Raw genomic sequence first — 23,292 nt, 5'->3', positions numbered from 1 at the left:
GAGGGTCCCCGGCTAGGTTGGAGGCATGGACCAGGACACCTGGCTCAACATCCTTCTGGTGATCGGCTTCGTGCTGCTGGGCGGCGTCTTCGCCGGGACCGAGATCGCCCTCATCTCCCTGCGCGAGGGCCAGATCCGCCACCTCGAGGGCCAAGGCCCCCGCGGCGCACGGGTGGCGCGGGTCGCCCGGGATCCCAATCGCTTCCTCGCCACCGTGCAGGTCGGCGTCACGGTCATGGGCTTCCTCTCCGCGGCGTACGGCGCCTCACGGCTGGCCCCCGACTTCGAGCCCACGCTGGAGGCCCTCGGGGTCCCCGAAGGGATCGCCCCCACGGTGGCGCTGGTCGGGCTGACGCTCGCGATCGCGTACCTCTCCCTCGTGCTCGGCGAGCTGGTCCCCAAGCGCCTGGCGCTGCAGCGCTCCGCGGGCATGGCGCTGCTGGTCGGCCCACCCGTCGACCGGCTGGCGACCGTGATGCGCCCGGTGATCTGGGCCCTGTCCGTCTCGACCGACGCCGTCGTGCGCGTCCTGGGAGGTGACCCGGACGCCGGGTCCGAGCGGATGTCGCAGGAGGAGCTGCGCCAGCTGGTCAGCTCCCACGAGGACCTCACCGCCGACGAGCGGCGCATCCTCGGGGACGTCTTCGAGGCAGGTGAGCGCAGCCTCGTGGAGGTGATGCGCCCCCGCCGCGACGTCACGTTCCTCGCCGCGGACGCCCGTGTGGCCGAGGCGATCGAGGTCATCCGGGAGAGCCCCTACTCGCGCTACCCGGTCACCGGCGAGGACTTCGACGACGTCCGCGGGTTCCTCCACGTCCGCGACCTGCTGGACGCCTCACCGGAGGCCACCGTGGGCGACCTGGCGCGCGCGATCGTCCGACTGCCCGGGACCAATCGGGTCCTCCCGTCCCTGAGTCGCCTGCGCGCCGAGGAGGTGCACATCGCGATCGTCGTCGACGAGTACGGCGGGACCGACGGCATCGTCACCCTCGAGGACCTCGTCGAGGAGCTGGTGGGCGACATCCGCGACGAGTACGACGCACCGGCACCCGACACCCGGGTGCTGCGCGACGGGGTCGCCGTGGTCGACGCGACGCTGACGCTCGAGGAGTTCGCGGAGCAGACGGGGCTCGCCCTCCCGGAGGGCCCCTACGAGACGGCCTCGGGATTCGTCGTCGCCCGGCTGGGGAGGCTCGCAGAGCCCGGGGACCGCGTCGAGGTCGACGGCACCACGCTCGTGGTGGAGAGCGTCGAGCGCCACCACGTGAGCCGGATCGAGGTGCGGTTTGGGGACCCGCACCGTTCCCGCGTTACCCTGCCGGGAGAGTGATTGTCGGACAATCCTGAGCCGACGCCCGACCATCGAGGAGGCGACACCCATGACGGCATCCGTGAGCGACACCGTTCCCGCACACGAGGCATCCGCGCCGCGGGGACCGGCCCTGGTGGAGCAGGCCGAGGCGCGCACGGCGCACAACTACCACCCTCTCCCGGTGGTGGTGGCGCACGCCGAGGGCGCCTGGATGACCGACGTCGACGGCAACCGCTTCCTGGACCTGCTGGCCGGCTACTCGGCGCTCAACTTCGGCCACGGACACCCCACGCTGCTGCGCGCCGCGCACGAGCAGCTCGACCGCCTGACGCTGACCAGCCGCGCCTTCATCCACGACCAGTTCGGCTCCTTCTGCGCCGCGCTCGGCGACCTCGCCGGCAAGGACATGGTCCTCCCGATGAACACCGGCGCCGAAGCCGTCGAGACGGCCATCAAGGTCGCCCGCAAGTGGGGCTACGACGTCAGGGGCGTCGCCGCCGACCGCGCGGAGATCATCGTCGCCTCCGGCAACTTCCACGGCCGCACGACGACCATCGTCGGCTTCTCCGACGACCCCGACGCGCGAGGCGGCTTCGGCCCGTTCGCACCCGGCTTCGTCACGGTGCCCTACGGCGACCTGGCCGCGCTGGAGGCGGCCATCACCCCCGAGACCGTCGCGGTGCTGATCGAGCCGATCCAGGGCGAGGGCGGCGTGATCCTCCCCCCGGAGGGCTACCTGCGCGGTGTCCGCGCGGCCTGCACCCGCGAGAACGTGCTCCTGGCCGCCGACGAGATCCAGTCCGGCCTCGGTCGCACCGGGCGCACGTTCGCCTGCGACCACGAGGGCGTCGTGCCTGACATGTACCTCCTCGGCAAGGCGCTCGGGGGCGGCATCGTGCCGGTCTCGGCAGTGGTCGCCGACCGCGACGTTCTCGGGGTCCTGCACCCGGGCCAGCACGGCAGCACCTTCGGCGGCAACGCCCTGGCCTGCGCCGTCGGCCGCTCGGTGGTCGAGCTCCTCGCCACCGGCGAGTTCCAGGACCGCGCCGCCCGGCTCGGCACTCTGGTCCACGAGCGCCTGGAGTCGATGCGGGGTCACGGCGTCGTGGGCGTGCGGACCCGAGGCCTGTGGGCCGGCGTCGACATCGACCCCTCCGTCGGCACGGGTCGTGCCGTCTGCGAGGCGCTGATGGCGCGCGGCGTCCTGGCCAAGGACACGCACGGCTCGACCATCCGTCTCGCTCCCCCGCTGGTGATCGACGAGGCCGACCTGATGTGGGGTCTCGACCAGCTCGAGGCCGTGGTCAGCGGCGGCTGAGAAAATTTTCGGTATTTGGGCGTTTAACTCGACGGGAACCGGGGAGCATCCACGAACGTTCGACCGGATGGACCCCCGACCTTCCGAGACCCCGCCCGTTTTCCCGCTCGTGCGGAACCATCTCTGAGCCCTTCGAGGGTCCAGCCAGGGCCGCCCGCTCCTCCACGTCCCCCGTGCGTCGAGGAGCGGGCGGTTCCCTTTTCCTTGTCAGTGCAGGACCTCGACTCAGTGCAGGACCTCGACCAAGGCCGGCAGTGATGCCGCCAGAGCGCCCAGCAGCTCCTCCCGCGAGATGCCGTGCTGGTCGACCACCCAGGCGAGCACCAGCTCCTCGGTCATCGCCGACCAGCCGCGCACCATCAGCCGCGCCGCCGGGGTGTCGGGGAGGATCTCGCCCTCGGCGTCCTCCCGGAAGATCCGGTCGGTCAGCGCCGCCCGCGCCTCCTCGTAGATCTCGCGCAGCGCCTCGTCGCCGCTCGCGGCGCCCTTCACCAGCGACAGGTAGCCCTCGTAGTTGGCCTCGACGTAGTCGACGTAGGCGGCGACCGACGTCAGCAGCCGCTCCAGGGGATCCCCCTGCGCCGGGGGTGCCGTCGTGGCGATCAGGTCGTCGGCCGCGCGTCGTACGACCGCTCGGTGGAAGTCGTGCTTGTTGCCGAAGTAGTGGTAGAGCAGCCCGCGCGAGATCCCGGCCTCCTCCGCGAGCGCGTCGATGGAGATCTCGTCCAGGGAGCGGGTGGCCAACAGCCGCACCCCCAGGTCGAGCAGCTGGGTGCGGCGGTCCTCTTTGGAGAGACGGGTTCGTGTGGGCGGTGTCGGTGTGCGCGGGGTCACGACCACCATTCTATTGACGCTTATTCAATAGCGCCAGTAGCGTGGCGCCCCATGACCGACCCCCACCACGTTGAGCACCTCGTCATCGGCGCCGGCTTCGGCGGCCTGGGCACGGCGATCAAGCTGGCCGAGCAGGGCGAGGACGACTTCGTCGTCATCGAGAAGGGCAGCGACGTCGGCGGCACCTGGCGCGCGAACACCTATCCCGGCGCCGCCTGCGACGTCCCCAGCCAGCTCTACTCCTTCTCCTTCGCCCCCAACCCCGACTGGTCGATGTCGTTCTCGCCCCAGCCGGAGATCCAGGCCTACATCCGTCGAGTCGCTGACCGTTCGGGCGTCCTGGACCGCTTCCGGTTCGACACCGCCGTCGAGTCCGTCAGGTACGACGAGGGCACGCAGCGCTGGCGGGTCCGCACCAGCGCCGGCGAGTGGAGCGCCACCCACGTGATCAGCGCGGCCGGGGGCCTGTCCGAGCCCAAGCTGCCCGACATCGAGGGCATCGAGTCCTTCGCCGGGGAGGTCTTCCACTCGGCCGACTGGAACCACGACGTGGACCTGACCGGCAAGCGGGTGGCGGTGATCGGCACCGGGGCCTCGGCGATCCAGATCGTGCCGGAGGTGCAGAAGGTCGCCGCACAGCTCGACGTCTACCAGCGCACCGCCCCGTGGGTGATCCCGCGCAACGACCGGCGCTACACCCGCCTCGAGCGCCTCCTCTTCCAGCACGCGCCGGCCGTGCAGCGGCTCTACCGCACCGCGATCTACTGGGGCCGCGAGCTCTACGTGCCGGCGTTCACGCTCAACCCCAAGATCGCCCTGCCGGCCAAGAAGCTGGCTCTCGGCAACATCGCCCGGGGCGTCAAGGACCCCGACCTGCGCCGCAAGGTGACACCGGACTACGAGATCGGCTGCAAGCGGATCCTGATCTCCAACACCTGGTATCCCGCGCTCGACGCCCCCAACACCGAGCTGGTCACCGACGGGATCGCCAAGATCACGCCGACCTCGATCATCGGGCGCGACGGCGCCGAGCGCGAGATCGACGTGCTCATCGTCGCCACCGGCTTCCATGCCACCGACCTGCCGATCGCCGAGGCGATCACCGGACGCGACGGTCGCACGCTGGCCCAGGTCTGGGCCGAGCACGGGATGTCGGCCTACAAGGGCACCACCGTGCGCGGCTTCCCCAACCTGTTCCTCGTCGTGGGCCCCAACACCGGGCTGGGTCACTCGAGCATGGTCTTCATGATCGAGTCGCAGATCGCCTACATCTGCGACGCGATCCGGACCAAGCGGCTCCACCGCTTCGCCACCGTCGAGCCACTGGCCCGCGCCCAGCAGCGCTGGAACGACAACCTGCAGCAGCGGATGAAGCGCACCGTGTGGAGCGCCGGCGGCTGCGCCAGCTGGTATCTCGACGACCACGGGCGCAACGTCACCCTGTGGCCCAAGTCCACCTTCACCTTCCGCCGCCAGCTGACCCGCTTCGACGTCGAGGCGTACGACGTGGAAGCCGCGGTCGTCACCCACAGAGAGGCCCACTCCGCATGAAGACACTCGATGGCAAGGTCGTCGTGATCACCGGCGCCGGCTCCGGCATCGGCCGGGCGCTCGCGCTCGACGTGGCCCGGCGCGGCGCCCGGGTCGCGGTCTCCGACGTCGACGAGCCCGGGCTGGCCCGCACCGTCGAGCTGCTCGAGGCCGAGCACGCCCCCGAGGTGCACAGCGCCCGGCTCGATGTGTCCGACCGCGCCGCCTTCGCGTCGTACGCCGGCGAGGTGGCCGAGCACTTCGGCCGGGTCAACGTGATCGTCAACAACGCCGGCGTCGCACTGGCCGGCGACGTCGCCGACCTCGACTACGACGACATGGCGTGGATCGTCGACATCAACTTCTGGGGCGTGGTGCACGGGACCAAGGAGTTCCTCCCCCACCTGATCGCCTCCGGCGACGGGCACGTCGTCAACCTCTCGTCGCTGTTCGGCCTGGTCTCGATGCCCGGGCAGAGCGCCTACAACGCCACGAAGTACGCCGTGCGCGGCTTCACCGAGGCGCTGCGCCAGGAGATGCTGATCGCCGGGCACCGGGTCGGCGTGACCGCCGTCCACCCTGGGGGCATCAAGACCGCGATCGCCCGCAACGCCCGCGTGAGCAGCACCGAGGACAAGACCGCCACCGCCAGGCTCTTCGACGAGAAGCTGGCCAAGATGACCCCGGAGCGGGCGGCCGAGATCATCGTCGCCGGCGTCCTCGCCGACAAGGCCCGGGTGCTGGTCGGCGCCGACGCGCACGCGCTGCACCAGCTGGGCCGGGTGCTCGGCTCGCGCTACCAGGACGTCGTCGCGCGGGTCAGCAAGAGGGTGCTGCCGGCGAAGGTGGTGTGATCTCGGCCCTGAGGGGCAACATCTCGGACATGCAACCAGGCACTCCGGTCGACATCGTCATGACCAAGTGGCGCGATGCGCCGCACTGGGTCTATCAGGCCGTCTTCCTCGGCGGCGACGAGCACGGCGACTGGGTGGGCGTGCGCGCGGGCACGCACATGTCCCGTCCCGGGGCGGAGTACGTCGCCCCGGTCGACCAGGTCGTCCTGCTCAACGAGTCGCACTGGGCCGTCTCGACGTTCCACGCCCCCGGCGGGGTGGTCGACGTCTATGTCGACATCTCCACGCCGCCGTTCTGGGACGGCGGGGTCGTCGGGGCCGTCGACCTCGACCTCGACGTCGTGCGCGGCGTCACCGGCCGCGTGTGGGTCGAGGACGAGGACGAGTTCGCCGAGCACCGCACCTCGCTGGGCTACTCCGAGGAGCTCGTGGCGTCCGCGTCGGCCAGCTGCGAGCGGGTCCGGACCGCTCTCGACGGCCGCACCGCGCCGTACGACGGGAGTGCGGGCGTCTGGCTGACCCGGCTCGCCGGGCTCTAGTCCGCGTCGTCCTTGCTCGAGCGCCTCCCCTTGCGGACGGCGCGCACCCGCAGCGGCCCGACGAGGCGGGGACCGGCCAGACGGCTCTCCAGGCGCCTGGCCTCCCGCTTGAGCGGCTGCGCGACGTACTCCCCCAGGATCACGCCGGAGGCCAGCGAGATCGCCACGGACGCGGCGGTGACCATGGCGAGGAGGCCGGCCGAGGTCTGGAAGCCGCCCTCGGTGAGCAGCGAGAGACCGCGGTAGATCGACAGGCCGGGCAGCATCGGCACGATCGCCGACACCACCACCACCAGCGGCGGCACGCGGACCCGGCCCGCCGCGGCGTAGGCCACCAGGCCGATGAAGAACGCCGCGGTGGCCGTGCCCCAGGCCCGGCCGAGGCCCTGCATCGCGAGCGCCTGCGCGATCAGGGCCGCCAGCCCGGCGATCACCGCGATCGGGATCAGCGAGCGGCGGGGCGCATAGGAGGAGAAGGCGAACGCCGACGCGCACAGCGCGCTTCCGAAGGCCACCATCGCGATGGTCTCCCAGGTCAGCGTCTGGGCCTCGAGCCGGGCGACCTGCACACCGGCGAGGCCGGCCAGCGTGAGACCACCGCTGACTCCCGCGATGATGCCTGCGGTCGCCAGCAGGGCCTCGGTGATCCGAGCGCCCGCGGTGACGTAGAACCCCGTCAGCGCGTCCTGCAGGGCGCCCATGAAGCCGATGCCCGCCAGCAGCATGATGATGTTGGCGGTCACGACCAGCGAGGGATCCACGTCCAGGGGGGTCGCCGCCGCCAGCGCCGCCAGCACCGTGGCCACGAAGCCACCGGCGATCTGCTGGTAGAAGTACGGCAGCCGACGCCGCGCCAGCTCCTGCTGGAGCCGGTCGATGACCGCCGCGGCGATGAACGCACTGCCGACGACCAGCAGGTTTCCGCCGAGCATGATCGCCACACCGGCGCACATCAGGCCCCAACCGAGGGTGATCGCGATCCGCGGGGTGCTGTGGCCGGAGCTGAAGATCCGGGCGAGCTGCGAGCGCGCCTCGACGAGGTCGAGCTTGTCGGTGAGCACGTCGCGCACCAGGTGGTCGACCAGGGTGAGGTCCTCATAGTCGATGTCTCGCTGCTTGACCTGCCGGATCAGCACCAGCGGCGGCTCTTCGGGGTTGGGCTGATAGGACATCGAGAGCGAGGTGAACGTCACGTCGAGGTCGGGGTGACGCACGCCCAGATGGCGGGCCAGCGACTGCATCGTGGCAGTCACGTCCGCGGCCCCCGCGCCTGAGGAGAGCAGCAATTCGCCCACGCGCAGGCAGAAATCGAGCGTCAGGTTCAGTACGCGCGGCTCCGGCATGCACGCATCGTGGCAGGGATCGGCGACGGCCCTCAAAACGCTCCTCTTCCCGGGTGTGCTTGGCTGGTGGTGTGCGGATCGAATTCCATGGCTCACCCCGGCCGACCCTCGGTGTGGAGTGGGAGTTCGCGCTCGTCGACAAGCAGACCCGCGACCTGAGCAACTCCGCCGCCGGCCTCCTCGAAGCGGCGCGGCCCCGGCTCGACGACCCCGACCGGCTTCACAAGGAGCTGCTGCGCAACACCATCGAGATCGTGACGGGGATCTGCGACACCGTCTCGGACGCGATGGCCGACCTGCGTCGCTCCCTCTCGGCCGTCCTCCCGGTCGCCGACGAGCTCGGCGTCGACCTCTTCGGCGCGGGCACCCACCCCTTCGGCACCTGGTCGGGCCAGCAGCTCACCGAGGGCCACCGCTACGAGGAGCTCATCAACCGCACCCAGTGGTGGGGACGCCAGATGCTGATCTGGGGTGTCCACGTGCACGTCGGCATGCCCGAGCAGGACCGGGTGATGCCGGTGCTGTCGTCGCTGCTCAACTACTACCCCCACCTGCAGGCGCTCTCCGCGTCGTCTCCGGTGTGGTCGGGGACCGACACCGGCTACGCGTCCAACCGGGCGCTGATGTTCCAGCAGCTGCCCACGGCCGGGCTGCCGTTCCAGTTCCAGCACTGGGCCGAGTTCGAGGCCTTCGCGCAGGACCAGCTGACAACCGGCGTCATCGACGACCTGTCCGAGATCCGGTGGGACGTGCGTCCGGCTCCTCATCTGGGGACCCTCGAGAACCGGGTGTGCGACGGCGTCGCCGACATCGGCGAGCTCGGCTCCCTGGTCGCCCTGATGCACTGCCTGGTCGTCGACCTGGACACCCGCCTGGCCGCCGGCGAGACCCTGCCGGTGATGCCGCCGTGGCACGTGCAGGAGAACAAGTGGCGCGCGGCGCGCTACGGCCTCGACGCGATCATCATCCTGGACGCCGACTCCCACGAGCGTCTGATCACCGACGACCTCGACGACCTCCTCGAGCGCCTCACCCCCGTGGCCCGACGGCTCGAGTGCGAGGACGAGCTGCGGGCGGTCGCCGAGATCCCGCGCCGCGGCGCGTCGTACCAGCGTCAGCGGGCGGTGGCCGCCGAGCACGACGGCGACCTGGTCGCGGTCGTGGACTCCGTCGTCCGGGAGCTGCGCGCCAGCCTCTGATCCTGCTTGTTGGCTGTCCCTGGGTGAGGGCCGCCCTCACATGTCGTTGCCGATGAACATCGGGTCACCGCTGCTCGCCGTCAGCGTGCCGATGCGCTCGCAGACACCTGAGGGGACGAGGCAGTCATGGATCGGGTGGCGACCGCCCCTGCCGATCCCCGCCACGAGCACCGACCCATCGGTGTCGAAGGTGAGCCAGATGCCCTCCGCCTGGAGCCGGACCGGACGACCGCCTGCCTCGGTCGGCGTCAGCTCCGTCGACCAGTACAGGACGTAGCGCCCGTCGTGTGACAGCTCGGCGTCGACCGGGCCCTCGGTGAACGACCACGTCGCCACGGGGCTGCCGGCCGCCGGAACGGGCCGAGCCCCGGACCACAGGACCCGGCCGTTGCGGGCCGAGGCCACCCGGAGCTCCCCCGCCCCCAGCAGCGTCCACCGCCGTGCCCCGCGGGCGGTGCGATCCCACACGAAGGTGCCGTCGGGGGTGCGCACGAACGCCAGCCCGCGGTCGAGCCCGTCCACGCGGACGCCCTCGCAGCCCTCGCCCGAGCACGGGACGTCGATCGTGTCGACGCTGCTCAGCGTCTCGAGGTCGTGCAGGTGCACCCGCACGCCCCCGGCGTGGGGCTGGGTGAAGGCCACCAGCGGCAGTGCCGCGTCGGCTTGGACGGACGGACGGAAGCCGTCGACCTGCTCGGCCGGCGCCGGCGCGAGGAACCGGTCCTCGCCACTCTCCGTGAGCAGGTGGGCGCGCCCGGTGCCGTCGAAGAAGACCATGCCGTACGGCGTCGCGCTGGCGTCGGTGTCCAAGAACCCCATGTCCTTCTTGGGGAACGACCTCCCGCCGAGGAAGACCTCCCCGTCCGCGTCCGGACTGGCGTACGCACGCAGGCCGTCGCCGTAGTCCAACGGACCCACGGGGTCGATGCGGTGCGTGTCGACCCCCGACTCCGCCCCCGACCCCAAGAGCTCCGCGACCGCCACGCTCGCCCCCCCGACCAGCATCGCCACCCCGGCCAACGCCGCGAGGCGGCGGCGCCGTCGCAGCGCCCGTCCTCTCCGGCGCACGTCGGCGGGGGCGGGGACTGCGGGGGTGAGCCCCGTCAGGCGTTCCTCGATGGCCTCGGCCAACTGCTCCTCGAGTCTCATGACCGCTCCCCTCCGGTGACCGTGCTGGCGGCGTAGCGACGGCGCAGCGTCGCGAGCGCGTTGGATGCCTGAGACTTCACGGTGCCGGTGCTGCAGCCGAGGACGTCCGCGATCTGCTGCTCGCTGAGGTCCTCGTAGTAGCGCAGCACGAGCACGGCTCGCTGGCGGGGCGCCAGGGCGATCAGGGCGTCCCAGAGCTCGGCGCGGTCCACGAGCGCCTGCTCACCGGAGTCGGACGGGCCGGCGACCTCGGGCACCGACCCGGGGCGCTCCGAGCGCCACCACCCTCGGCGCTGGACGCCGAGGACCTCGTTGACGGCCATCCGTCGGACGTAGGCCTCCGGATGATCGGCGGCACTCACGCGTCGCCAGGAGGCGTACGCCTTGGCGAGGGCCGACTGCACGGCGTCCTCTGCGCGGCCGGCGTCACCGCTGATCGCGAAGCACACGCGGAACAGGTGTTGCCACACGGAGGCATAGAGCTCCGCGAAGTCGGCTTCGTCGGACTCGCGCACGTGGCTCCTCACTCTCGGCTCCGCTCAAGGGGGGCCGCTCGAGGGACTGCTCGACTGCTGAGGGCCTACCTCACTGATGTCGTCGGAGCCCTGTCCGGTTGGGTCCCGGACCAAACCTCTTTCAGCCGGTCCCTGCGGTGGGTGAGTCGAGATATCCCCGCAGCAGACGATGGAGGTGGTCCAGGGCCTCCCCCTTGGTCAGCGGCACACCGTCAGGTCCCTGCTCGAGCGCCCGGGCGACCTGGAGCAGCAGCGTGTCGATGCTCTGCGCCATCAGCTGCGGCCTGGCCTCCCCGTGCTCCACCAGCGCCTCGAGCAGCGGCCCCTGCAGCTCAGCGTGGAACGCCTCCATCGGCTCCTTGAGCACAGCCGGGTCGACGACCTTGCTCAGGGCGCTCGCCACCGCCTGCTCGGAGCTGGCGAAGAGCTCGAGGTTGGCGTGGACGTAGGCCCAGATCCGAGCCCCCGGAGTCGAGGCGGCGGCGACCCGGTCGCGGACCTGACTGGCCCAGTCGGGGAACACGTCGCCGACGACGGCGGCCAGCAGGTCCTCGGAGGACGCGAAGTAGTGGTAGGCGCTGGAGCGAGCCAGGCCCGCCCGCTGGGCGACGGCGGCGAGGGTCGGTGGAGCGCCGGTCTCGCCGAGGATCGCCCGTGCCCCGTCGAGCAGCGCACGCCGCTGCCGCTGCCGGTGCTCGGCCACGGTGGGTGCGCTGATGCGGGGCACGGGGCTCCTTCGGTCAGGGGACGGGCTGGCTCACCCCGGCTGCGTCATACGGCGGCGTCATACGGGCGGCGCCGAGCGCGCTGCGAGGGTGCCGTCGATCATCTCGTACACCCGGTCGCAGTGGGTCAGGATGTCGTGGTCGTGGGTCACCATGATCGTCGCCACGCCCAGCGCCCGCGTCTCCCGGGCCAGCAGCGAGACGACCTCCTGGCTGCGCTGCCGGTCGAGGGCGGCCGTCGGCTCGTCGACGAGCAGCAGCTGCGGCCGGGTGACGAGGGCACGGGCGATGCCGACGCGCTGACGCTCTCCTCCGGAGAGCTGGTGGGGACGACGGCGGGCCTTGGTCCCCATGCCGACCTCGTCGAGGAGCGCGGCAGGGTCGTAGGGGTCGGCGACCTTGCCGAACGTCAACGGGAGCCGGACCTGGTCGATCGCCCGCAGCGCCGGGACCAGGTTGCTCGTCTGGAAGACGAACCCGATCCGCTCGCGACGCACCGTGGTCAGCTGCCGACGGGAGAGCCCCGCGAGCTCGGTCCCCCCGATGCTCACGCGCCCGGAGGTGGGAGCGACCAGTGCTCCAGCGACCGCCAGCAGGCTGGACTTCCCGGCCCCCGAGGGACCGACGACGGCGACCAGCTCGCCGGGCTCGACGCGCAGGGTGACCCGGTCGAGGGCCGTGAGGGTCTCGTCGCCGTCGCCGTAGACGAGGCTGACGTCGTCGAGCACCAGGGTGTGGCCAGTGGTGGGGTTGCTCATCGGTTCGCTCCCAGGGCGGTCAGGGGGTCGACGCGGACGATCCGGACGACGGCGATGGCGGCTCCGGTCATGCCGAGGACCAGCAGCGCGAAGGTCGCGGTCGCGATGGGGCCGGACTCCAGCGCGAACGGCATCGGCGTCGAGGACAGGCCGGCTCCGGCAGCCACTCCGACACCCACCCCGACGGCCGCCGAGACGACCAGCAGGACCGCCGACTGCAGCAGGCTGTCGCGCAGCAGATAGCCCGTGCTGGCGCCCATCGCGCGCATCACCGAGATCTCCTGCTTGCGCTGGATGGTGAGGACGGTGAAGAAGGCGCCCACCACGAGAGCCGAGATCGCGTAGAGGAAGACCTGGATGAGCTGCAGGGTGGACGTCTCCGCCGTGTAGCCGGGAGACGCGCCGTAGGACTCCTCGACGGTCAGCGAGCTCGTGCCGGCCGCCTTGTCCCCCGCTGCGAGGTCGGCGTCGCCGCGCACGGCGACCGCGGTGAACTCGTCGTAGATGCGGTCCGAGAACTCGTCCCCCTCACGCACCCCGGCCCGGATCTCCTGCCAGGTGCGCAGCGGCACGTAGCCGATGTCGACGTGGCCGAACGTGTGCTGCTCGCCGAGGACACCGACGACCTCGAGCGTGGCGCCGGTCGACTCGACCGTCACCACGTCACCGATCTCCACGCCCTCCTCGGCGGCGGTGGCGCTGATGACGACCTCGCCCAGTGCCTCACGGGGGGCCTCACGGGGGGCCTCACCGAGCGCTCTGCCCTCGGCGACCTCGGGGGTCATGAAGCTGCCGACCTCGATCCCGAACAGCGCGAGGTCGATCTCGACGTCGCGGTCGGTGCGCCCGTTGACGAGCGTGTTGCCGAAGGGTGTCGCCTCCTCGACGCCGGGCTGCGCCGCCCACTCGTCCGCCGCCTGGGTGGTCACGATGCTGCGCGAGAACGCCGAGTCCTTGGCGACGTCCTCCTGGAAGGCGAACGACGTGGCCGGGACTCTCTGCAGCCCCGAGACGCCGTCGTTGACCAGACCGGACGACAGCCCGCTGAGCAGGACCATCAGCACCGCGATCAGCGCGACCACGGAGCCCATCAGGATGAATCGACCTCGTGCGAAGCCGATCTCTCGTAGGGCGAGGAACACCGGACGTGACCTTTCATCGGGGACGACGGCGCCGGCTGGCGGCGCTGCAGTCAGTTAGCGACAGTGCGTCGACAACTATAGCGACGCGGTGTCGACAACTCAGTCCCGGGTCAGTCGGGGTCGACCATCTCCAGCCGGACACCGAGCAGGCGGACCGGCCGGTCGTGCTCGACCCGCTCGAGCAACGAGACCGCTGCCGCGGCCAGGGTGTCCGGGTCGTTGCTGGGTGTGGGCAGGGTCAGGCTCCGGGTCGCGGTGAGGAACGGGCGGTAGCGCACCTTGATCCCGACCCGTGCCGCCGGACGCCCCTCCCGGTCGATGTCCGCGACGACCCTGCGCGCCAGCGCCGCCACCTCCCGCTCGACGACGACCCAGTCCTCGAGGTCACGTTGGAAGGTCTGCTCGCGGCCGTGCGCCTTCGCGACGTACGGCGTGGCGTCGACGGGACTGGTGTCCACGCCACGCCCCAGCCGCCGGTACCACGGCCCCATCGTGGGGCCGAGCCGGTCGGCAAGCTCCGCAGGATCGGCCTGCGCCAGCTGAGCCACGGTGGTGATCCCGAGCGTCGCCAGCCGGGCGGCCGTCTTGCGGCCGATGCCCCACAGCGCGTCGGGGGCGCGTTCCCCCATCACCGGGAACCAGTTCTCCTGCGTGAGCCGCCAGGTTCCGCGCGGCTTCCCGAAGTCGGTGGCGATCTTGGCGCGCAGCTTGTTGTCGCCGATCCCGACCGAGCAGTGCAGCCGGGTGGCTGTCAGGACCGCCTCGCGCACCCGCAGGGCGAACCCCTCGGGCGACCCGAGCTCACCGTGGCCGGGCCCCGCGGCGAGGAACGCCTCGTCCCAGCCCAGCACCTCCAGCACCACCGGGACCCCGCCCCACTCCAGGCCCCGCAGGGTGGCCATCACCTCGGCCGAGGCAACCTCGTAGGCATCCTTGTCCACCGGCAGGAAGACCGCCTCCGGACACTTGCGCGCCGCCACCCGCAGCGGCATCCCCGATCCGACCCCGAACTCGCGCGCGGCGTACGACGCGGTGGCCACGACGCCCCGCTCGGACGGATCGCCGTTGCCGCCGACGACGAGCGGAAGCCCGTCGAGCTCGGGGTGCCGCAGCACCTCGACCGCTGCGATGAACTGGTCGAGGTCGACGTGCAGGACCCACGCACTCATCGGGCCCTCCTCACCTGCGCGGGGGCGGCAGCGCCTCGGTGGACTCGATCTGCGTCATCCCGGTCAGCAGCAGCAGGTCGGCGATGACCGAACGGATCTGGGCGAGCACCACCTCCACGATCAGCTCGTCGGTGCGCTCGACCTGCCCGGTCGCGGCCGCCACCTGCAGCAGCTCGCCCTGAGCCGCCTCCGGCATCCGGTTCGCATCGAGCTCGACCGCCACCGACTCCGCCGCGTCGGCGAGCTCGGCACACAGCAGGGCGTACGACTGAGGCACCGGCCGGCGCCGATAGGCCACGACCGCCGTCCGGCGCACGAGCACCCGAGTGCTGCGCAAGGCCCGGTCCAGTGGCTCGACCAGGTCGGCCATCCGTCTCAAGTCGCCCTTGTGGCGCACCCGGAACGGCGAGGACGCCACCACCGAGAGCCCCTCGTCGGCCGCCGCCTGCAGCTCGCGGATGAGGTAGTCGGTGGACCGGGCGTCCGCAAGCAGCTCGAGGGCGGGCTCGACCTCGCCGTTCACCATGACCTCGCCCGCGGCACGCAGCAGGTCGGCGACCTTGCGCACCACCACCGCCGCCTCCTCACGTGGTCTCCGCAAGGGCGCCGCCGGCACCACGGTCGCCGCGACCAGCGCCACCGCACCGCCGATCAGCGCATCCGTCCAACGGATGAGCCCTGCCCCCGGGTCCGGCACCAGCGTGGTCACCACGATCGACTGCACCGCGGCCTGGGTCACGAAGAGCTGCCCGCCGTCGAGCAGGAAGGCGGCCGACATGGCGAGCGCGACGATGAGCGTGAGCTGCCACCACCCCGCTCCCACCTGGGCGACGAGGAGGTCGCCCGCAAGGACTCCCACGGCCACCCCGATCGTCACCTCGACCACGCGACGCAGGCGCTGGCCGTAGGAGGTGCCGAGGCTGAGCACCGCCGCCACCGGCGCGAAGAACGGCGTCGGATGATTGAGCAGGTCCGCGGCGATGAACCAGGCGACCCCGGCCGCGACGGCGCACTGCGCGATGGCCCATGACTTGATGCGCCACCGTTTCAGGCGCGCCCGCAGGGACGTGCGACCGCGGCTCCACGCCCGGTCGAGCGGGGTCGGTTCCATGGTCCTGATCCTGCCAGAGGGCTCCCCCACCCGACCGGGCCCGCTGTCACTGTTGCGACATCTTGGCCCAGGTGAGCGCGGTCTTCATCCGGCCGAGCTCGCGGTACCAGACGCGCACCTCGGTCCTGCAGCGCACGCGCTGGACGCGCTTGTCGTACTCCCCGCACTCGGCGAACGCCTCCGAGTCCGTCGGTGGGAAGAGCTCCGTGCCGTCGTAGTGCCGGATCTCGAAGCCGTTCGCCTTGTCGCCGGTGATCTCGACGATCGTCTTGTCAGGCGGCGTCCAGCCCGCCCCGGCGTCCGCCAGCGCGGCGCCGGCGCCCGCCAGCGCCAGCACCACGATCGCCGTACCGGTCCCGATCAGTCTCTTCATGGCTCAACTCCTGCATGTCATCGCACCGGTCGATCCGGCGCAGCGCCACGCTAGGAAGAATCCGGGCCCCGCAGCGGCGGGCCGACGCCGGCTGTGGAGAGGACCCCACGGGCGAGACCCTGTGGACGCTCAGCGGGCCAATGCCACTGTGATCGTGCTGTTCGTGCACGACGAGGCGTGGGCGGTGAGCGCGCTGCGCTCGGCGCTGTCGACGCTGAGCCGCCAGCGGTGCTTCACCGCCACCCACTCGCGCAGGTAGCGGCACCTGTCGTAGGTCGGCATCCAGGTGGCCGGGTCCTGGTCCCCCTTGGCCTGGTTGACGTTGTCGGTCACCCCGACGAGCGAGCGGCCGTCGCCGAGGTCGTTGGCGAAGGAGCGGCGCACCGCCGTCGTCCAGCCGCGGGCCCCGGAGTCCCAGGCCTCGGCGAGCGGGACCATGTGGTCGATGTCGACGTCGCTGGGAGCCGTCCACGAGACCCGGTCGTAGTAGGAGAACCAGCGACCACCCGTGATCGTGCAGGTGCCCGTCCGCGTGACCGGGTCGTCGGCCTCGCTGATCAGCACCTCGTTGCGGGTGCTGCACCCGTCGCCGTCGGCGTCGATCCAGTGCGGGAAGAGGTCGCGCGAGTAGCCGGTGCGCACCTCGGAGGCACCCGGCAGATCGGCGATGGCGGTCATCAGCGGCGCGGAGTACGACGCGGCGAAGGCCGGTGTGGGGGCCACCAGGACGCCCCCCACCAGCGCGAGGCACACGAGGAGCAGGACACGGACGGAGCGGATCAGCATGGGGTCTCCCGAGAAGGACGACGGCTCCGCACCCTTGTGAACGCGGTCACCTCGCGTCAGTATCAGACCTCGATCAACTGGGGGGAAGACTCTGTGGCCACACCGCTCGACCCGACCTCGTTGGGGTTCCTGTTCGCAGAGAACCGCAGCATGCCCATGCACGTGGGGGGCCTGCAGCTGTTCACCACGCCCGAGGGCGCGGGGCCCGACTACGTCTCCGGCGTCTACGAGAAGATGCGCGACGTCGCCGAGATCAGCCCCCTCTTCAGCAAGCGACCGCACCGCTCGCTGAAGACGGGTGGTCAGTGGGTGTGGACGCAGGACGAGATGTTCGACATCGACTACCACGTGCGCCACGCCGCGCTCCCCGCCCCGGGCCGGATCCGTGAGCTGCTCGAGCTCTGCTCCCGCGTGCACGGCATCCGGCTGGCGATGGAGCGTCCGCTGTGGGAGGCCTACCTGATCGAGGGTCTCGAGGACGGTCGCTTCGCGATGTACACGAAGATGCACCACGCCTGCGTCGACGGCGTCGCAGCGATGCGGCTGCTGCAGAGCGTGATGACCACCGACCCCGATGAGCGGGACCTTCCGCCGCCGTGGGGCGCGCGCCCCCGCGGCAAGCAGGTCGACAGGCGCACGCCCGAGGCCATGCTCGCCGAGGTCCCGATCAACGCCCTCCGCTCGGCAGTGGCGATCAGCGCGGAGGCCGCAGGACTCCCCGGCGCCCTGCTGCGCACGCTCAACCACGGGATCCGCAACGAGACCTCCGCGCTCTCCCTCTATGCGCCGCGCACGATCTTCAACCAGTCGATCACCGGGTCGCGCCGCTTCGCCGCGCAGGACTGGCCGATCGAGCGGATGAAGGCGATCGGCTCAGCGACCGGGACCACCATCAACGACGTGGTGCTGGCGATGTGCAGCGGCGCCCTGCGCGGCTACCTCCTCGAGCAGGGCGCACTGCCCGACAGCTCGCTGGTGGCTATGGTGCCCGTCGGGCTCAACGCCAAGGACTCCCAGAGCGCGTCCGCCGAGGGTGGCAACGCGGTCGGCGCGGTGATGGTCTCGCTCGGCAGCGACCTCCCCGACCCCGCGGACCGGCTGCAGGCGATCCACTCCTCGATGCTGACCGGCAAGCAGGCGCTGTCGTCGATGACCCCGATGCAGATCCTCGCGATGAGCGCCCTGGGGGTGGCGCCCTCGATCCTCACGCCGATGCTGCGGATGCAGGGCCTGGTGCGGCCGCCGTTCAACCTGATCATCAGCAACGTGCCCGGACCGAAGGAGACCCACTACCTCAACGGCGCCCGGCTCGACGGCGTCTATCCGCTGTCGATCCCGATCCACGGCATGGCGCTCAACATCACCTGCACGTCGTACGACGGGAAGATGGGCTTCGGGCTGACCGGCTGCCGACGCACGGTCCCCAGCCTGCAGCGGCTGCTCAGCCACCTCGACGACGAGCTGGCCGCGCTCGAGAAGGCGACGGGGGTCTAGCTCCCGATCTCGAGCCCGCCCCCGACCCGCTCGGCCACGGCGGCCAGCCGGGCCCGGGTGATCTGGGCGACGGTGGCGAACCCGGCCGCGCGGGCGTTGGAGCCCTCCCGTGTCGGCTCGGCGGAGTTGACGCTCGTGCAGTGCCGGCTGCCGCCGTCCTCGGCGTTGAGCAGGGCGACGGCGTGCCCCGTCGTACCGCTGCCGGCGAAGAAGTCCAGGACCCGCGCGTCGGGCGGCATCGTGGCCACCACCCGCCGCAGCAGCCCGGTCGGCTTGGGCGACTCGAAGACGTGCCCCACGATCTCCTTGAGCTCCGCGACGGCGCTGTCGGTGGAGCCGATCTCGTCAGGCAGCCAGATCGTGGGCAGCTTCTTGCGGCGGTCGGGGTGCAGCCAGTCCTTCTGGAAGATGTCCACCCGCTCTCCCCCGCGCCCCTTCACCACCCGGCAGACGAGGTCGTCGGGCCGCTCGTCGACGCGGGGCCGCGACCAGCGCCAGACCGCCGGCGTACCGTCGCCGAAGACCGGCGTGATCTCGACGGCGTCCGCGAACGACGCGGTCGCGACCTTGCCGGTGGCGGGGTCCCCCCACAGCGGGTAGTGCAGCGTCCGCGCGGTGACCGGGTTGAACCGCTTGTTGGTGTTGCGCAGCGGCAGCCGTCGATAGCGCCGGCCGTCGGTGTCGGTGAGCGGGAAGTCCGCGGCCACCACCGTCTCCGCGGAGGTGGGGTCGAGCGCGCACAGCCGCACGTCGCGGGCATAGACGAGGAGGTACTCGTGGCTGGTCGCGAAGAAGGGTCCGAGCTGGCGGCCCTTGGGGTTGAGGCTCACCACCACCTGGGCGACGAGGTTGTGCTCCCCGAAGACCTCATCGAGGAGCAGCCGCAGGTGGGCCACCTCGTTGTCATCGATGCTCACGAAGATCGCCCCCGACGGCGCCATCACCTCCCGGGCCAGCTCCAGGCGCGGGCGCATCATCGCCGTCCAGGCCGCGTGCCGCGTCGTACGACGGGTCCCGTCGGCGCGCTCGCCGCGGAAGTCGTCGTGGTAGGCGAAGTCGTTGCCGGTGTTGTAGGGCGGGTCGATGTAGACCAGGTCGAAGGCCGTCTCCGGCAGCTCCTGCACGTGTGCCACGAGCCTGGGCAGGACGTCGAGGTTGTCGCCCTCGATGAACGTGTTCCAGACTCCTCGCCCCGCGCTGTCTCGCACGCCCAGCACCCTAGCCGCCCGACGCGATGACCACGTGGTGAGACCGCGGTCTCGCCGTTCGGATTACGGAGCACGCTTCACGGGCACCCTCGACGAGACCGAAGGAGTTCTTGTGACCCATCGCCCGGAGACCATCGCGGTCCACGCCGGCCAGGAGGAGGCGGACCCCGCCACCAACGCCCGCGCCGTGCCGATCTACCAGACCACGTCCTACGTCTTCAACGACACCGAGCACGCCGCGAACCTGTTCTCGCTGGCCGAGCCCGGCAACATCTACACCCGCATCATGAACCCGACGCAGTCGGTGTTCGAGGAGCGGATGACCCAGCTCGAGGGCGGCGTGGGCGCGCTGGCGACGGCCTCCGGCTCGGCCGCCACGACGTACGCCGTGCTGAACCTGACCTACACCGGCGACAACATCGTCGCGCTCTCCACGCTGTACGGCGGCACCTACGCGCTGTTCGCCCACACGCTCCCGCAGTTCGGCATCGAGGTGCGCTTCGTCGACCCCGAGAAGCCCGAGGAGCTGGCCGCCGCCGTCGACGAGAAGACCAAGCTGGTCTTCGCCGAGACCGTCGGCAACCCCAAGATCAACGTCGTCGACATCCGCGCCTGGGCCGATGCCGCGCACGCCCAGGGCCTCCCCCTGATCGTCGACAACACCGCGCCCACGCCGTACCTGTGCAAGGTCTTCGACCTCGGCGCGGACGTCGCGGTGCACGCGGCGACCAAGTACATCGGCGGCCACGGCACGTCGATCGGCGGCATCATCGTCGACTCCGGCAACTTCGACTGGGCGGCCCACGCCGAGCGCTTCCCCGGCCTCACCGCGCCGGACGACGCCTACCACGGAGTCGTCTGGACCGAGGCCGTCGGCAACCTGGCCTACATCATCCGCGCCCGCACGGTGCTGCTGCGCAACACCGGCGCGGCGACCACGCCGATGAACGCCTGGCTGTTCCTGCAGGGCCTCGAGACGCTGCACCTGCGGATGGAGCGTCACAGCGAGAACGCGCTGGCGGTCGCGAAGTACCTCCAGGCCCACGACGCCGTCTCCTGGGTCAGCTACCCGGGGCTCGACGACAGCCCCTACAAGGAGGTCGCCGACCGCTCGTTCACCGGGCGCGGCTACGGGGGTCTGGTCAGCTTCGGCCTGAAGTCCGGACGCGACGGCGGCAAGAACTTCGTCGAGTCCCTGGGCCTCTTCAGCCACCTGGCCAACATCGGTGACGCCAAGTCGCTGGCGATCCACAACGCCACCACCACCCACTCCCAGCTCACGCCCGACGAGCTGGTGGCGGCCGGCGTCCCAGAAGACATGGTGCGCCTCTCCATCGGCATCGAGCACGTCGACGACATCATCGCCGACCTCGAGCAGGCGCTGGCCAAGAGCAGCTGAAGTGCCGGTTCGCCCTGCCAGCCAGCGGGTCCTCCTGTTCACGCAGGAGGACCCGTTGGTGCTCGCCGACGGCTCGTCCCTGCCGGAGGTCGAGGTCGCCTTCGAGACCTACGGGACATTGAACGCCGACGGCTCCAACGCCGTCTTCGTCTGCCATGCCCTCACCGGGGACGCCCACGCCGCCGACTGGTGGGCGACGATGATCGGTCCTGGCCGGCCCGTCGACACCGACCGGTTCTTCGTGATCTCCCCCAACCTGCTCGGCGGCTGCAGCGGCACCACCGGGCCACGCTCGATCGACCCGAGCACCGGGGAGCGCTACGGCCTGGACTTCCCCCAGCTCACGATGGGCGACCTGGTCGCCGTGCACCGCCGGCTCGCCGCCCACCTCGGCGTACGCCGCCTGCACGCGGCGATCGGCGGTTCGCTCGGCGGGATGCAGGTGCTGCAGTGGGCGATCGACGCTCCCGAGGAGATCGAGCGCGCCGTCGTCGTCGCCGCGAGCAGCCGGCTGACCGCGATGAACATCGGCTTCTCCGCGGTCGCGCGCGCCGCGATCACCGGCGACCCCGACTTCGCGCAGGGCCGGTACGACGAGGGGGCGGGGCCGCGTCTGGGCATGGCGGTGGCGCGGATGATGGCGCACCTGACCTACATGTCGGAGCAGGGCCTCGAGGACCGTTTCGGTCGGCGACCCCAGGGCGAGGCCCTGGGCAACGCCGGGTTCGGCGTGGACTTCGCGATCGAGTCCTACCTCGATCACCAGGGGTCGGTGTTCCTCGAGCGCTTCGACGCGCTTTCCTACCTCTACTTCACGCGGGTGATGGACTACTTCGACCCCTTCGCGGACCCTGAGGCCGCCGCTCGCGTCGCGGCCGGAGGCACACGGTTCCTGGTGGTCTCCTTCGACTCCGACTGGCGCTTTGGCACCGAGCACTCCGTCCGGCTGGCCGACGAGCTGCGCGCCGGCGGCGTCGAGGTCGAGCGGCACGAGCTGAGCGCCTCGTGGGGCCATGACTCGTTCCTGATGGAGGCAGCGGGCTACCAGGACCTGGTCACGGCCTTCCTGGGCAGCTGAGTTCGGGCAGCTGAGTCTGGGCAGGCTGAGGCTCGCGCCACGACGACCGATGCCGCACCATGGTCGGGTGGACATCAACGACGGGGGGCGGCACGCCGGGCCGGGCCGAGGTGGAATGTCGGCCGGGGCGGCCGGGAGCCTGGTCATCTCGCTGCTGCTCGTGGGCGTCGTCCTGATGGTCCACCCCAGCAACGCCGCCCGGACGGTGCGCTCGCTGGCGGGCTTCGAGAGTGAGCGGCTGGGCACCGCGCCCGATGTCCCGACCGGCGAGGGCGTCTACAAGTTCAGCCTCACCCAACGCGGGAGCGACGACCCGGTCAGCTATGACCCGTGCCGTCCGATCCGCGTCGTCGTCAACCCCGAAGGCGCCCCGCCCGGGGGCAGTGCGCTGATCGCCACCGCCATCGACCACATCTCGGCGGCGACCGGCTTCCGCTTCGAGTTGGAGGGGACCACCGAGGACCGCAACTTCGAGGACCGTGAGGCTGTTCTCTCGAGCTCGCGCTCCGACCCGGTCCTCGTCGGCTGGGCCACCGAGGAGGAGGTGCCGCAACTGGCCGGCAACGTGGTGGGCGTGGGCGGCAGCACCGCTCTGGGGGACACCCCGGGGACGATGCGCTACGTCACCGGCATGGTCGCGCTGGACCGCGACGCCTTCGCCAGACTGCTCAGCCAGTCGGGGGGCCAGTACGCCGAGGCGCAGGCCATCGTCGACCACGAGTTCGGCCACCTGGTCGGTCTCGACCACGTCAGCGACGCCCGCGAGCTGATGAACCGCGACAACGTCGGCGTCACCAGCTTCGGTCCCGGTGATCGTGAGGGGCTGGCGCGGCTGGGCTCTGTGCCCTGCCGCTGAGGGCACCCGCTAGGCGCCGAGGTCGACGTCGAGCTTGTAGATCACTGAGACGAAGTGGAGCTCGAGGGTGCTGCTGGGTGGTGGTGCTGCGGGCACGGGCACCGGGATCGGTGGTGCCTGGGAGATGTGGCTGTGTCCGGTGGGGGTGGTGACCTCCACGGTGTGGCGTTGATGTCGTCGGCTGGTCGTGCGATGTCGCCAGCCCGGTGACTCCTTGGCGTAGTTGCACGCCGCGCACAGCCCTTGCCCCTGCTCCAGAGTCGTCGCCCCGCCCTGATGTCGTGGGGTGATGTGGTCGGCGTGACGCACGGGCGCGTCGCAATAGGGCGTACGGCAGGTCTCGCCGTCGCGGGCGAACACCATCCGCCGCAACCGCCCGGAGAACAGCTCGGCGGCCGAGTCCATCGCGACCAGCGCGTTGTCAGCCGGGTTCGCGAACAACCGCCGGATCGTGACCTCGCCCTCGGGGTCCGCCAGCAGGTCGGCCACGACCCGGGCCGGGATCGGGCCATAGCCCACCAGATGCGCCGGAGTGTGTCGGTCCGCGCCCAGCAGCATCTCGGCACTCATCACCAGCTGGACCTCGATGCGCCGCGCCCC

General features: G+C 71.2%; 23 protein-coding genes. 10 read left to right on the top strand and 13 right to left on the bottom strand.

Annotation, left to right across the window (positions count from 1 at the left end; genetic code table 11):
- The first annotated feature begins 25 nt into the window (after positions 1–25).
- Together ACYU7L_RS09740 and rocD are read left to right on the top strand one after the other, a co-directional pair.
- Entirely contained in the window at positions 26–1,330 is a 1,305-nt protein-coding gene (locus ACYU7L_RS09740) for a hemolysin family protein (protein WP_460795558.1), read from the top strand.
- A 49-nt stretch (positions 1,331–1,379) separates the two neighbouring features.
- Positions 1,380–2,630, top strand: a complete 1,251-nt coding sequence (gene rocD, locus ACYU7L_RS09735; RefSeq protein WP_460795555.1) for an ornithine--oxo-acid transaminase — start codon at positions 1,380–1,382, stop codon at positions 2,628–2,630.
- A 225-nt stretch (positions 2,631–2,855) separates the two neighbouring features.
- Here the strand turns inward: rocD and ACYU7L_RS09730 are convergent, their stop codons facing one another.
- Positions 2,856–3,464: a TetR/AcrR family transcriptional regulator gene (locus tag ACYU7L_RS09730; RefSeq protein WP_460795553.1), complete on the bottom strand. Its 609-nt coding sequence runs from the start codon at positions 3,462–3,464 to the stop codon at positions 2,856–2,858.
- 51 nt (positions 3,465–3,515) lie between these two features.
- On the opposite strand from ACYU7L_RS09730, the gene ACYU7L_RS09725 reads away from it, so the two are divergent.
- Genes ACYU7L_RS09725 through ACYU7L_RS09715 form a run of 3 tightly spaced genes read left to right on the top strand, consistent with a single transcriptional unit; the run spans position 3,516 to position 6,387 of the window.
- Positions 3,516–5,015 carry a flavin-containing monooxygenase gene (locus ACYU7L_RS09725; RefSeq protein ID WP_460795551.1) on the top strand — a complete coding sequence of 500 codons (1,500 nt, stop codon included), beginning with the start codon at positions 3,516–3,518 and terminating at the stop codon, positions 5,013–5,015.
- Positions 5,012–5,848, top strand: a complete 837-nt coding sequence (locus tag ACYU7L_RS09720; RefSeq protein WP_460795548.1) for an SDR family NAD(P)-dependent oxidoreductase — start codon at positions 5,012–5,014, stop codon at positions 5,846–5,848. The genes ACYU7L_RS09725 and ACYU7L_RS09720 overlap by 4 nt, the downstream gene beginning before the upstream one ends.
- A 29-nt stretch (positions 5,849–5,877) precedes the next feature.
- The gene (locus tag ACYU7L_RS09715) at positions 5,878–6,387 is read left to right on the top strand and encodes a DUF402 domain-containing protein (RefSeq protein ID WP_460795545.1); all 510 of its coding nucleotides are present in this window, start codon (positions 5,878–5,880) and stop codon (positions 6,385–6,387) included.
- Here ACYU7L_RS09715 and ACYU7L_RS09710 read toward each other — a convergent pair.
- A complete protein-coding gene (locus tag ACYU7L_RS09710) occupies positions 6,384–7,730 on the bottom strand; it encodes a threonine/serine exporter family protein (protein ID WP_460795543.1) in 1,347 nt (448 codons plus the stop codon). The genes ACYU7L_RS09715 and ACYU7L_RS09710 overlap by 4 nt on opposite strands.
- 71 nt (positions 7,731–7,801) lie before the next feature.
- On the opposite strand from ACYU7L_RS09710, the gene ACYU7L_RS09705 reads away from it, so the two are divergent.
- Positions 7,802–8,929 (top strand): glutamate--cysteine ligase, encoded by a 1,128-nt coding sequence (locus ACYU7L_RS09705; protein WP_460795541.1) that lies wholly within the window; start codon positions 7,802–7,804, stop codon positions 8,927–8,929.
- 36 nt (positions 8,930–8,965) lie between these two features.
- Here ACYU7L_RS09705 and ACYU7L_RS09700 read toward each other — a convergent pair whose 3' ends face one another.
- The 9 genes from ACYU7L_RS09700 to ACYU7L_RS09660 all read right to left on the bottom strand — a co-directional run bounded on the left by ACYU7L_RS09700 (position 8,966) and on the right by ACYU7L_RS09660 (position 16,657).
- Complete coding sequence (locus tag ACYU7L_RS09700; protein ID WP_460795539.1) at positions 8,966–10,078, bottom strand: hypothetical protein; 1,113 nt, start codon at positions 10,076–10,078, stop codon at positions 8,966–8,968.
- The gene (locus tag ACYU7L_RS09695; RefSeq protein ID WP_460795537.1) at positions 10,075–10,593 is read right to left on the bottom strand and encodes a SigE family RNA polymerase sigma factor; all 519 of its coding nucleotides are present in this window, start codon (positions 10,591–10,593) and stop codon (positions 10,075–10,077) included. Before ACYU7L_RS09695 ends, ACYU7L_RS09700 begins: the two co-directional genes overlap by 4 nt.
- A 121-nt stretch (positions 10,594–10,714) precedes the next feature.
- Positions 10,715–11,320 (bottom strand): TetR/AcrR family transcriptional regulator, encoded by a 606-nt coding sequence (locus ACYU7L_RS09690; protein WP_460795534.1) that lies wholly within the window; start codon positions 11,318–11,320, stop codon positions 10,715–10,717.
- Between the two features lie 57 nt (positions 11,321–11,377).
- Positions 11,378–12,076: an ABC transporter ATP-binding protein gene (locus ACYU7L_RS09685; RefSeq protein ID WP_460795531.1), complete on the bottom strand. Its 699-nt coding sequence runs from the start codon at positions 12,074–12,076 to the stop codon at positions 11,378–11,380.
- Positions 12,073–13,167, bottom strand: a complete 1,095-nt coding sequence (locus ACYU7L_RS09680; RefSeq protein WP_460795529.1) for an ABC transporter permease — start codon at positions 13,165–13,167, stop codon at positions 12,073–12,075. The genes ACYU7L_RS09685 and ACYU7L_RS09680 overlap by 4 nt, the downstream gene beginning before the upstream one ends.
- Positions 13,168–13,328: 161 nt before the next feature.
- Complete coding sequence (locus ACYU7L_RS09675; RefSeq protein WP_460795527.1) at positions 13,329–14,387, bottom strand: DNA polymerase IV; 1,059 nt, start codon at positions 14,385–14,387, stop codon at positions 13,329–13,331.
- A gap of 10 nt (positions 14,388–14,397) precedes the next feature.
- Positions 14,398–15,498, bottom strand: a complete 1,101-nt coding sequence (locus ACYU7L_RS09670; RefSeq protein WP_460795524.1) for an FUSC family protein — start codon at positions 15,496–15,498, stop codon at positions 14,398–14,400.
- 46 nt (positions 15,499–15,544) lie between these two features.
- On the bottom strand, positions 15,545–15,871 hold the full coding sequence (locus ACYU7L_RS09665) for a hypothetical protein (RefSeq protein WP_460795522.1): 327 nt from the start codon (positions 15,869–15,871) through the stop codon (positions 15,545–15,547).
- Positions 15,872–16,000: 129 nt separating this feature from the next.
- Complete coding sequence (locus tag ACYU7L_RS09660) at positions 16,001–16,657, bottom strand: HNH endonuclease family protein (RefSeq protein ID WP_460795520.1); 657 nt, start codon at positions 16,655–16,657, stop codon at positions 16,001–16,003.
- 150 nt (positions 16,658–16,807) lie between these two features.
- Between ACYU7L_RS09660 and ACYU7L_RS09655 the strand changes: the two genes are divergently transcribed.
- Positions 16,808–18,151, top strand: coding sequence for a WS/DGAT/MGAT family O-acyltransferase (locus tag ACYU7L_RS09655; protein ID WP_460795518.1), 1,344 nt, complete (start codon positions 16,808–16,810; stop codon positions 18,149–18,151).
- Here ACYU7L_RS09655 and ACYU7L_RS09650 read toward each other — a convergent pair.
- Positions 18,148–19,359 (bottom strand): site-specific DNA-methyltransferase, encoded by a 1,212-nt coding sequence (locus tag ACYU7L_RS09650; protein ID WP_460795515.1) that lies wholly within the window; start codon positions 19,357–19,359, stop codon positions 18,148–18,150. The two genes, ACYU7L_RS09655 and ACYU7L_RS09650, sit on opposite strands and share 4 nt — an antisense overlap.
- A 112-nt stretch (positions 19,360–19,471) precedes the next feature.
- Here ACYU7L_RS09650 and ACYU7L_RS09645 point away from each other — a divergent pair, with 112 nt between their 5' ends.
- From ACYU7L_RS09645 to ACYU7L_RS09635, 3 genes are all read left to right on the top strand, one after another.
- Complete coding sequence (locus ACYU7L_RS09645) at positions 19,472–20,758, top strand: O-acetylhomoserine aminocarboxypropyltransferase/cysteine synthase family protein (protein WP_460795513.1); 1,287 nt, start codon at positions 19,472–19,474, stop codon at positions 20,756–20,758.
- Position 20,759: 1 nt separating this feature from the next.
- Positions 20,760–21,836, top strand: a complete 1,077-nt coding sequence (gene metX, locus ACYU7L_RS09640; protein WP_460795510.1) for a homoserine O-acetyltransferase MetX — start codon at positions 20,760–20,762, stop codon at positions 21,834–21,836.
- Between the two features lie 67 nt (positions 21,837–21,903).
- Positions 21,904–22,692, top strand: coding sequence for a hypothetical protein (locus tag ACYU7L_RS09635; protein ID WP_460795507.1), 789 nt, complete (start codon positions 21,904–21,906; stop codon positions 22,690–22,692).
- 9 nt (positions 22,693–22,701) lie between these two features.
- Here the strand turns inward: ACYU7L_RS09635 and ACYU7L_RS09630 are convergent.
- The coding region (locus tag ACYU7L_RS09630) for an HNH endonuclease (RefSeq protein ID WP_460795505.1) at positions 22,702–23,292 on the bottom strand (591 nt) is incomplete at its 5' end.

Source organism: Nocardioides pacificus, assembly GCF_054775955.1.
Note: the sequence above shows the minus strand (reverse complement) of the source record. Positions and strands in the feature narration are given on the sequence as shown.

Excerpts from the sequence above, each read along its gene's own strand:
- ACYU7L_RS09740 (WP_460795558.1), top strand. The coding sequence starts at position 26 with ATGGACCAGGACACCTGGCTCAACATCCTTCTGGTGATCGGCTTCGTG.
- rocD (WP_460795555.1), top strand. The coding sequence starts at position 1,380 with ATGACGGCATCCGTGAGCGACACCGTTCCCGCACACGAGGCATCCGCG.
- ACYU7L_RS09725 (WP_460795551.1), top strand. The coding sequence starts at position 3,516 with ATGACCGACCCCCACCACGTTGAGCACCTCGTCATCGGCGCCGGCTTC.
- ACYU7L_RS09720 (WP_460795548.1), top strand. The coding sequence starts at position 5,012 with ATGAAGACACTCGATGGCAAGGTCGTCGTGATCACCGGCGCCGGCTCC.
- ACYU7L_RS09715 (WP_460795545.1), top strand. The coding sequence starts at position 5,878 with ATGCAACCAGGCACTCCGGTCGACATCGTCATGACCAAGTGGCGCGAT.
- ACYU7L_RS09710 (WP_460795543.1), bottom strand. The coding sequence starts at position 7,730 with ATGCCGGAGCCGCGCGTACTGAACCTGACGCTCGATTTCTGCCTGCGC.
- ACYU7L_RS09700 (WP_460795539.1), bottom strand. The coding sequence starts at position 10,078 with ATGAGACTCGAGGAGCAGTTGGCCGAGGCCATCGAGGAACGCCTGACG.
- ACYU7L_RS09685 (WP_460795531.1), bottom strand. The coding sequence starts at position 12,076 with ATGAGCAACCCCACCACTGGCCACACCCTGGTGCTCGACGACGTCAGC.
- ACYU7L_RS09680 (WP_460795529.1), bottom strand. The coding sequence starts at position 13,167 with ATGGGCTCCGTGGTCGCGCTGATCGCGGTGCTGATGGTCCTGCTCAGC.
- ACYU7L_RS09675 (WP_460795527.1), bottom strand. The coding sequence starts at position 14,387 with ATGAGTGCGTGGGTCCTGCACGTCGACCTCGACCAGTTCATCGCAGCG.
- ACYU7L_RS09670 (WP_460795524.1), bottom strand. The coding sequence starts at position 15,498 with ATGGAACCGACCCCGCTCGACCGGGCGTGGAGCCGCGGTCGCACGTCC.
- ACYU7L_RS09665 (WP_460795522.1), bottom strand. The coding sequence starts at position 15,871 with ATGAAGAGACTGATCGGGACCGGTACGGCGATCGTGGTGCTGGCGCTG.
- ACYU7L_RS09660 (WP_460795520.1), bottom strand. The coding sequence starts at position 16,657 with ATGCTGATCCGCTCCGTCCGTGTCCTGCTCCTCGTGTGCCTCGCGCTG.
- ACYU7L_RS09655 (WP_460795518.1), top strand. The coding sequence starts at position 16,808 with ATGCCCATGCACGTGGGGGGCCTGCAGCTGTTCACCACGCCCGAGGGC.